General features: G+C 36.9%; 6 protein-coding genes and 1 pseudogene. All 7 read right to left on the bottom strand.

The features are described 5' to 3' along the window. Positions 1-273: 273 nt before the first annotated feature. Positions 274-534 (bottom strand): hypothetical protein, encoded by a 261-nt coding sequence (locus HWX04_RS03960; RefSeq protein WP_175868923.1) that lies wholly within the window; start codon positions 532-534, stop codon positions 274-276. A gap of 624 nt (positions 535-1,158) precedes the next feature. After that, positions 1,159-1,520, bottom strand: a pseudogene (locus tag HWX04_RS03955) (helix-turn-helix domain-containing protein). A 922-nt stretch (positions 1,521-2,442) separates the two neighbouring features. After that, complete coding sequence (locus HWX04_RS03950; RefSeq protein ID WP_175868922.1) at positions 2,443-5,634, bottom strand: autotransporter outer membrane beta-barrel domain-containing protein; 3,192 nt, start codon at positions 5,632-5,634, stop codon at positions 2,443-2,445. Between the two features lie 137 nt (positions 5,635-5,771). Next, positions 5,772-7,193: an autotransporter outer membrane beta-barrel domain-containing protein gene (locus HWX04_RS03945; protein ID WP_175868921.1), complete on the bottom strand. Its 1,422-nt coding sequence runs from the start codon at positions 7,191-7,193 to the stop codon at positions 5,772-5,774. A gap of 145 nt (positions 7,194-7,338) precedes the next feature. Further along, positions 7,339-9,672 carry an autotransporter family protein gene (locus tag HWX04_RS03940; protein ID WP_175868920.1) on the bottom strand — a complete coding sequence of 778 codons (2,334 nt, stop codon included), beginning with the start codon at positions 9,670-9,672 and terminating at the stop codon, positions 7,339-7,341. A 648-nt stretch (positions 9,673-10,320) separates the two neighbouring features. After that, the gene (locus HWX04_RS03935; protein ID WP_175868919.1) at positions 10,321-12,798 is read right to left on the bottom strand and encodes an autotransporter outer membrane beta-barrel domain-containing protein; all 2,478 of its coding nucleotides are present in this window, start codon (positions 12,796-12,798) and stop codon (positions 10,321-10,323) included. Between the two features lie 857 nt (positions 12,799-13,655). Next, positions 13,656-13,853 (bottom strand): hypothetical protein, encoded by a 198-nt coding sequence (locus HWX04_RS03930; protein WP_175868918.1) that lies wholly within the window; start codon positions 13,851-13,853, stop codon positions 13,656-13,658. Positions 13,854-13,966: the final 113 nt, after the last annotated feature.

The raw sequence follows: 13,966 nt of genomic DNA, 5'->3' as shown, positions 1-13,966 counted from the left end.
TTTCGTTCGGAGAAGAGGGAAGAAAATTTGATTCCTTCTTATGATGACTTGTAAAACAGCCTCCTTTGCGTTTAGGGATATGAAGCGGTTAGTCACTGGAAGCTCTATGTTTTGAGATAAGAGTTAAGATGGTTTAGTATTTTCTCTTCTGTTGCCGCTTTTGTATGCCAGATTGGAGTGAGCGTATCTCTGTAGAGATTGTCATATTTGAAAAGGGGAGGCAGCTTCATTGGGGGGAGAATTATAAAGCTGTAAAGGTGATAATTTTTACCATCATTTTTTAGCTTTACGGCTTTTAAAAGAATTTAAAGCACTGTCTTTTAAAGAGTGAAGCTGATACATTTCTTCATATTTTTGTTTATTGCGTTTTTTAATGGGATCACGCCCTTCATGCAAAACAGAATGATTCAAAAATAATATACTTATTGTTCCCAACATATGTGCTTGTTTTAAAGAAACTTTCTCAAGGCTTGTACATCCATTTCGTAATGGCGGTTTGTGATGCCATGGTGCCTGTAATGGGGGCGGTCTCATGAAGGTATAAAAGGCCTCCATGGGAATAATATCAAGTCTATAGAACACTCCTATCCTTATAAAGAAGTAAGTTGGCATTGTCATATTTTTTAGCAATGTCATTTTGCAGATCTAATGTTGTGATAGCTTTTGGCACTTGAGATTATTGGAGCATTTTTATTCTTTTTTACTCATATACCACTCTTGCTGGTGTGTACAAACAAGTGATTTTGATTGATTTATCAATAGGAGAAGGGGGCGACGAGAGAATCCTACACTATTTGGTATTAAAGTAGAAAAAGGATGATTTATCATGATAAATCAATATGTTATTTTACAGAAATGATAGCCGCAGAGATATTTAGGAAATGCATTTATGGAGCGGTCAGTAGCGAAAACGGCTTGATGAGAAGCTGGATTGTTATAGATCTTAGGAGAAAAAAACGCTGTTGCCATGGTGCGTTTCTAAATCCTTTTGCGAATGCTTATGAAAAGCATGAATGCTTATGAAGAGAAAATATCGTGTTCCATATCGTAGGAAATCAGCTAAGTAAAATTTGCTAAAAATAAACTTATTTATAGAAATTAGCGCTTTGTTCTTTAATATAGAAAGAAGATTAAAGTATAAAGATCATTTAAAATATTTTAAGTTTGATCAGAAATTAATTTTAAAATGGCTTTTTGTTTAACAGATGTCAGGACTCTAAAACTTTTTAAAAGCAAAAACTCCTCTTTGCTTGATGCGATTTCTTCATGATGGTACGGGGTGTTTTCTTTTGTGATGATATCCGTGTAAAAAAAGGAAATCGGAACATTTAGGATATCGGAAATTTCCTTTAACCGTCCTGCGCTCATACGGTTTAAGCCTTTTTCATATTTCTGGATTTGTTGAAAACTTACGTTTAAGTGTTGTCCTAATGTTTTTTTGAGACATTCCCAACATTTTTCGTGGCAAGCGAATTTTTTTTGCCGACAAAAAGATCAATATTAAGGTTCTGAGTTTGCATTTTCCCCCTTCCGGTTGCGAGCGCCCTCGCATAAGTATTCCGGGAGTTAAAAGCACTGAACTCAAATCAGCATTTTGCTTTTAGTGCTGAGATGCACTTGGATATAGAAAAATCTCCCGGAATCCCGAGATACCCACAAAGTGGGATAAATTCATGTTTGAGTCTTCAGGCTTTTAATCCCTATTGGTCGTTGCGTATGCGACCAAAACACCTTTTTATTCATAAAGTAATTTCAGCAGTTTGGCAATAAAAATCATTTTTCTTAGAATGGGTAGACTTTTTAATGAGATACTGTTTGCCGTTCAAATTTTTTAAGACTCGCTCACGAAACTTATGTTTTCAGATCTGTTTTTCATAAAGGAAAAAACTGGGTTGTTAATTTAAGGCAGCTATTACGGGGTTATTCTTAAACAACAACCAAAATAACTTGTTTTGTTTTTAACACGGCTGAGATATTATAATGAGAGAGGGAGAGCTTTCATGAGAAAACACTCCGCATACAAAATAAAAGCCCCCAAATAGAATAGATTTCCCATTCACATGTTTATTTGGGAGAAAACTTTTCCAATGTTCACACTCATTTCACGGTAATGCTCATGAATAGGTATGGGGCGTTTCATGAAGTATATAAAGCCTCTATGAGTGGTAGAAAAAAGGCTGCTATTTTTATGCATATCAAGGGAGTAAGCTGGTGTTATTATTCACTTTGCCAATTTCCTGTGTTGCTTTCTGTTGTGGTTCATAAAGAGGCATGTTTTTTTGTACCGTTTCACGTCACGCAGGTTTTCTCCGCTTATGATGTGCAAGCAAAAAGTTTTGATTGTGTAATGACTTTTGAGAATTTTTAAAAATATAAGTTTAAATAAAAGAGCAGCACATTGTGCTGCTCTTTTATTTTATTGAAGTTAAAAGTGCTTTTGCTTTAAAAACGATATTGTATTCCGCCAGAAAAATTGATACCGGAGATACCCGCTTTTTGCAGTTTTTGTCGATAGCTAATATCGCCGTTCAGCACGATCTTTTGAGAAAGATAGGCATTCACCCCCACGCCTCCCTCAATTGAAGAGCCGGTAGGATCAAGATCAAAGGTATCAGCAATTTTTATTGTTTTACCATCACCAAACGTTCTGATAAAATTCATTTTACCATAGAAGGAAACAGCCTTGTTTTCTTCAACAGCCATTATCGTTTTTGTTAAACGTCCACCCAAACGAACCAACCATTGATGCGGATTGCCCATATCTACTTTTAAGCCGTTGGCATCTGAGAAAATATCAAACATGAAGTTTTGATAAATCAATTGCGCTTGTGGTTCAAAGACCAGCCCTTTTGTATCGGTTGCTAATTTCTGACCAAGGGTTGCAGAAAGATTAAGGATCTCAGTACCATCCAATTTTGCAGCATTTCCAACAAGAGCTGTGGTAATATTCCCTTTTAACCTTCCGTAAGAAAGGAGTGTGTTAAGATATAGACCATTCCTATGCTTAATGGCGCTGTAAGCGCTGAGAGACCATTTATCAAGGGTTGTCTTTTCAGAATCTTGCATCTCTTTTGGTATAAAGACAAGTTTTCCGTATGTACCTAAAAGACCCAAATGTGTGCTTATATCTTTTCCTTTTAAGGCGGCTAATACGACCCCCAATTGTAAAGCGCCATAGTTCACATCAGCATCATAACCATAGCGCAGTGGACCGCGGTTGGAAGATAAGGTGACTTTCTCGCTGTAGGAAGAGAAAAAGAGATTATTCTGTTGATGATCTTCTGCACCAAATACCGTTGTTTGCATCGCGTCTAACAAGGTGTTTTGATTGTTGATATCAGCAAATCCAGAAGAAAATAAAGTATTGGGCAGGGTTAAATAGTTTGCCACCTGTGGTAAAAGTGCTCGAACTTTTTTATCCTTATCAATATAGGCATTCTGTAAGCGGAAATCCCAGAAATCATTCTTCTTGCCAAAAAGATTTTGGCTTTCATGAGAGGTTCCTGGTTTATAACTTGCGAGGACATATTTATAAGGCTGTCCACCTATTGTCATATAGTTTCCTGCGAGCGTGAAGGAATTTTCATTTGCTTGTCCGGAAACTTGAATGATTGAAACCCCATGTGTCGCTAAAGGAAGTGACGCCATTTGTTCTCGCCAAACAGCAGAGTCATCCATTATTTTTTTATCTGTTTCTTGGAGATTAATGTGAACAATGGTGTTTCCTGATACATCTCCATTAATCACAATACGGTCGGTCTGTTGTTCCGTGACAGGAGAATGTTTGTTCCATTGAGTATTTACATAAATCTCTGAAACACCTGTTGCACTATAAACCACACCTGGACGGGCTTTTTCATCTTCTTGCGGAAGATTAGGTCCTATAAACAATGTCTGGTACTGTTCTTCCATAGGCTGATCAAACATAATGGCACTGTCTGTAAGGCGCAACACAGAAAGATTAGAGAATGAAATTTTATCAAGACCAAACTGTCCATAGTCATTTGAAACAGTATTGTCATCTGAGATACGATCATTATTGACAGCGTTTTTATTGGGTTTTAAGAGCCATTTCGTTGCTTCTTTTAGATTAAAAACTGTTCTATTATCCTTAGAAGTTCTTACATGGCCTTCTAAAGAAGACTTGTCCGCAATCAGTGTAAGGGTGTTTGTAAAGGCACTTTCGTTTTTTATATTTTTTAATAAAACATCAGCATGAATTGTTGAATTTTTAAGGCTGACGACACCGTTTGTATTTGTTCCATAAAGGTTGATCCCAACCCCATGGTCAACGAAAAGGTTTGTGTTTTCTAGATTTACTTTACCGGCAATATCTTGTTTTTGAACTTCTTCTTGAACGGGGGTGGCATTTCTTGCAGCATTGCGTGGGTGTCTCCTTTGAGGGGCGCGATATAGATTATTACGGAAAATAATACCACTCGCTTCAGATCCCCCTGTGACATGGATACTTGAATCTTTTAGATTGATTGTCCCCTCTATGTTGAGCAAACCAGCTGTTTCTGCTGTTGCCATAATATCTGTGGCATCAATTTCTCCACCCTCTGATACACTCAGAGCAATAAAACCGGCATCAATGTTTCCCTTGTTCATTTGGATTTTTGAATTGTTCCCCTCTGCATGGACAGCATTCCATCTGTCTTGAATTTTTTTGTTATGCAGAGTAACAGTTTCACCGTTCTTAGCTACAACTCTAGCGCTTATATCTTCGATTTGTGCAAGCTCTGATTTTTCAGGTGCTTTTTGTGGAGATGAAGATTGCGCGGGCGCTTGTTTTACAGATTCTGATGGTTCCTGTGATGTCGGCTTTCCAGCTGCGGGTCTTAAAGATATTGATGAGAGGTTTGGCTCTTTAGGCGCTGGTGATGCCTTTATGGTTGGTCTTGTAACTTTTGGTCCTGTAGGTTCAGAATTTGCAGGTACTTTTTGCACAGATTCAGATTGCGCGGATGTTGGTTGTAAATTGGGTGAAGATTGTATAGCTTTTGGCTGGGAAGATACAGCAGAATTCGCAGGTGTTTTTTCGCTGTAAGGGTCTGTGGAGGAAGAGGACACACCTGAACGTCTTCTCGATTTTGCTACTTCTGTCGCTTCAGTCTTTGATGTTTGTTTACTTTCTTGACTAGGTGCAGGCTTTTTACTCGAGGAAGAAGCTACATTTTCATTCGTTAATTTTGTGGATGGATTGTTTTCTTCAGAATTTTGAGAAGAAACCTTGGGCGTTATAGTTCTTGTCGAAGGAGGCGTTGTAGATTCAGTTTTTTTAGGAGAAGTGGTTATTGTTGTGGCGCTAGATGGGGGAGGCGGCGTAAGTGCGCTGGGCGCTGAAGGTAAAAAGGAAGAATGAGCTGGATAAGTTGTTTTATATCCATTTGTATTTCTAGATTGATTAAAAAATGTGGATGTATCTATAGTAATAGGAGGAGCTGGATACTTCTCTGAGTTAGCACCTATTGGTGGAGGTGGGTATAATGCCTCACTTGTTGTTTGCAAATTCGCGCGTGAAACACCATCATATTCATTATATGAAGTTCCATGATGAACAGTATAAGACAAGCTTGATGAAGAATAAAACAGAATACTGGAAACTGTATAGAATAAGAAGCTTTTTTTCATATAAATGTATTCCTAAATATTTTCCCCCTCTCTTAATACAAAGATAAAACTTTGACCTCATTATGTCTCTTTTGTAAGAGACAAAACGAAACATAATGAGAGCTCTTTATATTTCAAGATAGCAATACAAGTATTTTTTAAAAGTGATAGCGCATTCCAGCAGAAATATTTATTCCAGAGATACCCGCTTTTTTGAATTTATGTTGATAGCTCAGATCACTATGAAGCTCGATATTTTGCGATAAATGCGCTTGAAGACCAAAACCACCTTCGACTGAAGATCCCATAGCAGCAGGTTGAAAATTATTATTAAAAGTTTTGATCAGATTCAGTTTGCCATAAAAGGAAAGGGCATGACCTTTGTTTTGCGTTAAACGCCCACCAATACGGAGTAACCATTGATCAGGTTTGCTTATGTTTATTTTAGAGTTATCCTCATCTGAAGAAGCGCTGTCATTTGAGGAAGAATTGTTATGTGGGGAAGAGCCAAGTATGAGACGCTGATAAACAAGTTGTGCTTGTGGTTCTAGGATGACACCTGCAAAACTGGTTGATAATTTTTGACCAACAGTTGCAGCCGCTCCTAATATTGTATGATTATTGACTTTGGGGGTATCTTTGATGAAATCTTTTCTCATCTTTTCTTTAAAAATTCCATAAGAAAGAAATGCACTTGCATAGATGCCACCGTCATGCTGAATGTTTCCATAGGCGGTGAGGGACCATTTATCAAACATCTTCTTATGAGAGCTTTCTGCATTTTTAGGAGCAAGAGATAATTTTCCATATGTTCCGAAAAAACCAAAATTGGTGCTGATATTCTGATCTTCTAGCGCGATTAATGTTGCCCCTGCTTGCAAAGCAGCATAACGAATATCTACATGAATGCCCCCTTGTTCTGCTTGAACATTATCTTGTGCTTTTTGAATGCTCTCTTGTTTTGACTGTAGGTGAGAGAAAAATGTGTTCTTATTGCCATAAGTGGAGAAGAAAATACTTTTCTCTTGATAATTTTTGGGTTCAAACATTGTTATTTGCATATTGTCTAACAGGATATTTTGATTGTTGACATCAGAAATCCCAGCAGTAAACATCGCAATAGGCATGACTAAAGAATTTTCTATTTGTGGTGTAAGCGTTTTGCCGTTTGTTTCTCCATCAAGAGCAGAAGAAGTTATGGTCGTTTTATCATTTGTAAGTGAAGATGTGTTCTCAGTATGAACGATGGGGGTGCTATCAATCTTTGTGGGCAATTTCACATGAGCTTGTGTGGATGTGTCACGAGCTGTTTTTGATGCTGAGGAAGCAGTGTTTATTTGGGGATCAATATCAGATTGCGTATTTTTGTTTATCTCTAGCTGTGTAATTCCACGATCTGTTTTTAAGGATGAACTATCCTTGTATGGTGAAACGACATAAACAGATGGTAATTTGGTAATTCCTTCAAGGAAACGGCGTGTTTCATGGCTTAGGCTAGAGGCAATACTGGTAGACGTGAAGGCAAAAGAAGAAAAAAACAAAGTACAAGCGGCTGTACATAACAAAAGATTCTTATGCATAAAGACGTTCCTTAAGATATTTCTTTGTTTTGATAAAAAATGAACTACTCTCTTACACATTACGATTTTTTGTAATGGGTAAAATATAAGCAGCACTGCTTACATTCCAGCGCTGCTTATGTGTCAAACGTGAAAGCTAAGATTTCTAAAAGCGATAACGCATACCACCGGAAAAATTAATTCCAGAGAATCCAGCTTTTTGAAGTTTATGTTGGTAATTAACGTCAGCATGAAGTGCGATATTTTTGGAAAGTTGCGCGTTAATGCCAAGCCCACCTTCAAGGGACGATCCCATAGAATCGAGACGGAAAGGTTCAGCAATATCGATCGTGTTTTTTTCACCAAAAGCTCTTATGACGTTCAATTTACCATAAAAAGATAGAACACGATCGTTTTCAATAGGAAGTATGGTTTTCGTTAAACGCCCTCCAATACGGACCAACCATTGATGTGGGGTGCTTATATTAACCTCGAAGTTATCGATATCTGAAAGCATACCAAATGCAATATGTTGATAAATCAGTTGCGCCTGTGGTTCAAAGGACAATCCTTCAACACCGGTTGCTAATTTTTGTCCAACGGTTGCTGATATATTCAATATATCCGTATTATTTAACTCTGTGGTGTTGCCAATAAGGGCTGTTGTGATATGTCCATTTAAGAAGCCATAAGAGACGAGTGCATTAATATAAGGACCATTGTCATGGTGGAGGTTCCCATAGGCCGTAAAGGACCATTTATCTAGTGTGCTTTTGTCAGAACCTTCCATATCCTTTGGCGTAAAAGCGAGCTTTCCATATGTGCCTAAAAGACCCAAATTTGCGGTTAAGTTTTGATTTTCTAGCGTTACTAATGTCATGCCTGCTTGTAAGGCAGCATAGCAAACATCCGCACCATAACCATATTCTAATGGACTACGGCTGGAAGATAAGGTTACTTTGTTGCCATAAGTTGATAAGAAGACACCTTTCTTTTTATGACCTTCTAATCCAAAAACTGTTGAGTGCATATCATCTAACAGTGTATTTTGATTGCTTACGTCAGCTAATCCAGAGGAAAATATTGCGTTAGGCATTACCAAATAGCTTGCCACTTGGGGAACAAGAGCTTTGATTTTTTCCCCTAAATCAAGAGTAGCATTTTGGAGACGGAAATCCCAAAATCCTTCACCTTCTGGAAAAAAGCTTTGCTGATTATCCGCTTTCCCGTGGCTGGATGTTGGTCCATAGGCATTGAGTATATATTTATAAGGTAAGCCTCCCATTGTAGTGTAGCCATGGGCAAGTTTAAAAGAATTCTCATCTGCCTTTCCAGAAACTTGAATGAGTGAGAGACCACGCATATTCAAACGAATTGCCCCTTTTGCTTCTTTATTATCGAATGGTTCTGCGTGCGTTGAAAGATTGTTGAAATAGATCGTTGTGGTGCCTGAGACATTGCCATGAACAAGAACACGGTCAGTTTTTTGTTGTTCTTTTGTAAGACCACTACTCCATTCGGTATTAAAGTAAATCCTTGCGTTACCTGTTGCATTGTAAACGGTTGTTGCATCGGAGCTTCTGTTTTGTTCTGTTTTTTGTGGATGTTTTCCTACATGTAAGGTTTGATAATGATTGTCTGCTAGTTTATGCAACGCATCAAATATGATAGAGCTGTTATTAAGGTTTAAGACTGAAATGACAGATTGCGCACGTTGTTTAAGATCAAGGAGCTTGTAATCATATAGACTAAAACTATTTTCCAATTCAAATAAACTAATTTTTAAATGCCACTTGCTGTTATTGTTTAGGGTAAAAACCGTCGTATTTTGAGGAAGTGTTTTAGCTCTTCCTTCCATAATTGAATTATCAGCGTCTAATGTAAAAGTGGTGGGTCCAATCTCAGTGAAGGGGGAGCCTTCGTTTTTTAATAACATATCAGAACGAATTTCTGAGTTCTTAAGGTATACCGCATTTGCAACAGCTTTGGAATAATAAGGACCAAAAATACCTACACCATCCTTTACAAGAAGTTTTGTATTATTAAGAATGGCTTTGTTTACAACTTCTTCTCCTTCTTGTATTGTGGAGCTTAGAATATAACCAAAGTTGATACCATAATTTTTACTGTGACCTACAACGTTTATGGTTGAATCTTCAACATGGATTATACCGTTTGTGAGTGACAAACCACGCTCTTCTGCCCTTCCCACAATACCTTTAGCATTAATTTGACCACCTGATGCGACAGAAAGCAAAGTAAAGCCTGAGTGCATTATTGAGTTTGTAATGCTAACGCGACCTTTTTTAGCAACTACGGTATCATATTTACCACGAACAAAAACGTTATTAAGGTTTTTCTCTTCTCCATTAGCGACTTGGACCGTAGGAATCTCAGGAGGTTGTATATTTGCATGAGTTGGAGCAAAATGAGAAAAAATGAAAGTTCCAGCAATTGTACATAACAAAAAATTTTTCTTATAAATAGATTTCTTACACATAGATATGCCTTTAGTATTTGGTATGCTTTGATGCTTACTTCATTCCCCTGATGGCGCAAGTACCCAATCAGCTTTTATATCATTATGTTTTTATTGTAAATAACAAAACGAATATTATGTTTTGTTATTTATCGTTAAAAAATTGGTCTGAGAAGAGTTTTTAAAATAGAAAGTGCAATCCAGCGATGATGGATTTCAGAAAACTGAGCTTGATAAGTATTTTTGTTTTAAAGTGTTAAGAATAAAAATATTTTACAAGGATGTTTATTGCTTAAAGCTGTTGTTATAAAAACGCTACAAAGTTTTTGGAGATGATTTGTTGTGCGCTTACAAAAAGCTTTTAGTTGATTTTCTTGCATATAGAATTGTTCACGATGAATTTTTTGAAGTCAAATCGATATACAAAAATTTTTATTGAATCTATTTGATTTTATACATCAAAAAGGCCGCTCTCTTGAGAATTCAACAGTTATTGAGGGATAAAGAATTTTATTGCATTTGCTTTGAATGAATTAATCCTCTCAAAAAAGGTGTATAGAAAGCACTGTTATTGACAGCTCTTGACGAAAAATTGCAAAAAAGGCAGCATATTGTGCTGCCTTTTTGTTAAATTGAATAGAATGAATAGGCTGTTTTCACAGTTTTGATTTAAAACTGATAGCGTATTCCGCCTGAAAAGCTTGCTCCCGATAGTCCGGTTTTTTCAAGCTTTTGTTGATAGCTAACATCACCGTGAAGGGAGAAGTTATTGGACAATTGTGCATTCACACCAAGTCCACCTTCAATGGCTGCTCCCATAGCATCAAGTTGGAACGATTCACCAATCTGTATTGTATCATTGTTAGAAAAAGCTTTCATAATATTCATTTTACCATAGAAAGAAAAAATACCGCTGTTTTCAGTAAGAAGTGTGGTTTGCGTTAAGCGCCCACCAACACGCCCCAACAATTGATGCGGATTGCCCATATCCACATCAAAGCGATCAACATCTGAGAGTGTGCCAAGCATAAGACGTTGATAAGTAACTTGTGCTTGTGGTTCAAAGATTAATCCTTTCGTACCGGTTTCAAACTTTTGTCCAATGGTTGCCGATGCACTAAATGTACCAGCGTTTGTCAATTCCGCAGTCTTCCCTATGAGGGCTGTAGTGATATCTCCCTTAAGCCTCCCATAGGAGAAGAGTGCATGGACATATGTCCCATTTTTATGATACAGGCCACTGTATGCAGTCACTGACCACTTATTGAGTGTACTCTTGTCAGCGCCTTCCATATCTTTTGGAGTGAAAGCTAATTTCCCATATGTCCCTAAAAGACCAAAATTGGTGGTCATGTTTTGATCTTCTAGAGCGGCTAATGTAAAGCCTGCTTGTAAAGCAGCATAGTGAATATCGGCTCCATAGCTATATTGTAATGGCGTACGGTGGGAGGATAATGTCATCTTATTTCCATAAGCCGAGAAGAAGATGCCTTTGTTTTTATGATCTTTTGTCTCAAAGCCTTTTTCTTGCATCGTGTTTAGCAAAGCGTTTTGATTGTTTACATCAGCCAATCCCGCTGAGAATAGAGTGTTAGGCATCACCAAATAGCTTGCCACTTGAGGAACGAGAGCTCTGATTTTTCCTTCATTATCGAGCGTTGCACTTTGCAAGCGGAAATCCCAGAAATTTTTATTTTCTCTCAAATGGTTTTGTACGCTGTCTGTTTGTTCAGAATTTGATGTTGATGCACCTTTTATATTATTCTCAACTCCTAAAACCGCGCCCCCTACTACAACGGGAGTTTTGTCGGTTGAGGAGCTCTTTTCTTTTGATTGTTGAGATACTTCTCCTAAATGGCTTTGCGCGTGTTCTGCTTTCCCAAGTTTTGATGTCGGTCCATAGCCATTGAGTATATATTTATACGGCAACCCATCCATTGTGACGTAGCCATTTTTTAATTTGAAAGAATTTTTATCTGCCTGTCCAGATACTTGTATGAGTGACAAACCACGCATATTCGCGGGAATAGAAGCTTCTGTTTTTAATGGCACACCTTTTAAAAGACGATTGAAATGAATTGTTGTCGTACCTGACACATCCCCGTGGACAAGAAGGCGGTCAGTTTTTTGTTGTTCTTTTGTCAGACCATCACTCCATTCTGTATTGAAATAAATCCTTGCATTGCCTGTTGCATTGTAAACGGCTTTTGTTGCGGAGTCACTGTTTTCTTGTGAATGAGGAACTTCAATGGTTCGTCCTACACTCAAGGTTTGATATTGACCCTGTGCTAGCGTATGTGGCATATTAAACACAATAGAGCTATTATTAAAGTTCAAAACTGAAATGGTAGACAGTGTTCGTTGCTCAATGTCATAGAGCGCATAATTAAATGAACTAAAATCACGATTTATATCATGTTTACTTACATTTAAATACCATTTGCTATTGTTGTTTAAATTAAAAACAGTCGTATTTACTGCTAAGGTTCTTGCCCTTCCTTCCATAATCGAATTATCGGCAGTTAATACAAAAGTCACAGGATGAGGATCTGAATCTGTTTTCTTTTTTACACTATTTTGTAATAATACATCAGCACGAATTTCTGAATTTCTAAGTTGAAGTTCGGCAACAGACTTTGAAGATGAAGGTCCCAAAATACCAACACCTTCTCTTACAAGAAGTTTTGTGTTGGTAAGAATTGCTTTATTAATAACTTCTTCACCATCTTTTAGAAAAAAATCTAAAATGCTATGATAAATAATACCGGATTTTCTTTTGGCTTCTATGAATGAATCTTCAATGTTAATGATACCATTTGTAATTGATAGACCAGTATACAAGGCATTGGCGTTAACTTCTTTAGCATTAATGCGTCCCCCTTGTGATACCGCAAATGCAAACGAAGCTGAATGTATTGTGGAGTTTGTAATTGTGGCAGTTGCTTTTTTAGAGGCGTACACAGCGCTCAATCCATTGCGGATAAAAACATTATTAAGAGTCTTTTCTTCTCCATTTTCTAACTTAAACTCATCAATAATTTTAGGAGGTGGTGTATTTGCATAAGTTGAACCGAAATGAGAAAAAATGAAAGTTCCAGCAATTGTACATAACAAAAAATTTTTCTTATAAATAGATTTCTTACACATAGATATGCCTTTAGTATTTGGTATGCTTTGATGCTTACTTCATTCCCCTGATGGCGCAAGTACCCAATCAGCTTTTATATCATTATGTTTTTATTGTAAATAACAAAACGAATTATATTGTAGTGTTCTCTATGATTTAAAGTTTTGCTTCAGAAAAGCTTTTTTCATGATCATAAAAAGTAATGAAATAATGTATTTCATAAAACTTCGCTTGGTTAGCTTATGCTAAAACCACGATGCAGCATACTATTTATAAATTATCTATTCAGGATAATCGTTATAAAAGTTCTATAGCGGTGAGATGGGTTGTTTAGGCACTCAGAAATCTTACTCTGCTTTAGGAGAAGATATGCTATAAGAAGAAGAAATGAGCGGTTATTTAAGGACTTTCTTCAAAGAGATCTTTTTAAAAGGCCCTAACGCTCGTTTTTTTAAAGTAGCACAGCTCATTTCGTGACGGCGTTCGCGAATGGTATGATGATAAATTCGTAGAGCCTCATCCTCTTTATGATTATCAAAGAGCAAGCCGCACCTTTACACTTGAAAAATAGCAATTCCATTGCACATTTGGGCCGGCTCCTAATGTTGTGATACAGCCCTTGGCGCTTAAGACGGTTGATGAAAAGGCATGCCTCTCTTATATAATTTTGCCCCATACGCGAAGCTATTCTTGTGACGTACAAGAGACATAGTTTTGGTTGATTCAATATGGAACAGGTTTGAAATGAAAGAATTTTACGGTATTGGGGAGGATCATTCACTAGGCAAAACAGTGAATATTCTTTATACATCAATCAATTGCCTTATATTTATCAATAATTATGCTCTTCAGTCATTCGATTATGCTGTTTGTTTCTTCAGTTTTCAGCCGTAAAAGTATTTTTAGGAACAGCAATTTGTATATCTATTCTCTCGTTATTGTTAAATATTCGTTGATGATTTTTGATCATCTTTTGCGTGAATATCCCATAAGTTCCGTTGGATGTGTTTTTTGCACCAAAAACTTCAAAGGGGGTAGTTTCTGTATTATAGGTAGAAAATTGTAAAACTTTCATAGCAGCTGTGCACGATAGAATATTTTTTAGCTGCAAATATTTCTTATTTTATATTTGTGGATTAAAATAAGAATAAATCATAATGTTAAGTTTATATTTTATGTTATATATAT

The sequence above is a fragment of the Bartonella gabonensis genome (assembly GCF_903679515.1).
Lineage (GTDB): Bacteria > Pseudomonadota > Alphaproteobacteria > Rhizobiales > Rhizobiaceae > Bartonella > Bartonella gabonensis.
This window is presented reverse-complemented; position numbering and strand designations above follow the sequence as displayed.

Bases quoted from the DNA above. Each gene is read 5' to 3' on its own strand.
- HWX04_RS03960 (WP_175868923.1), bottom strand. From the start codon at position 534: ATGAGACCGCCCCCATTACAGGCACCATGGCATCACAAACCGCCATTA.
- HWX04_RS03950 (WP_175868922.1), bottom strand. From the start codon at position 5,634: ATGAAAAAAAGCTTCTTATTCTATACAGTTTCCAGTATTCTGTTTTAT.
- HWX04_RS03945 (WP_175868921.1), bottom strand. From the start codon at position 7,193: ATGCATAAGAATCTTTTGTTATGTACAGCCGCTTGTACTTTGTTTTTT.
- HWX04_RS03930 (WP_175868918.1), bottom strand. From the start codon at position 13,853: ATGAAAGTTTTACAATTTTCTACCTATAATACAGAAACTACCCCCTTT.
- HWX04_RS03940 (WP_175868920.1), bottom strand. From the start codon at position 9,672: ATGTGTAAGAAATCTATTTATAAGAAAAATTTTTTGTTATGTACAATT.
- HWX04_RS03935 (WP_175868919.1), bottom strand. From the start codon at position 12,798: ATGTGTAAGAAATCTATTTATAAGAAAAATTTTTTGTTATGTACAATT.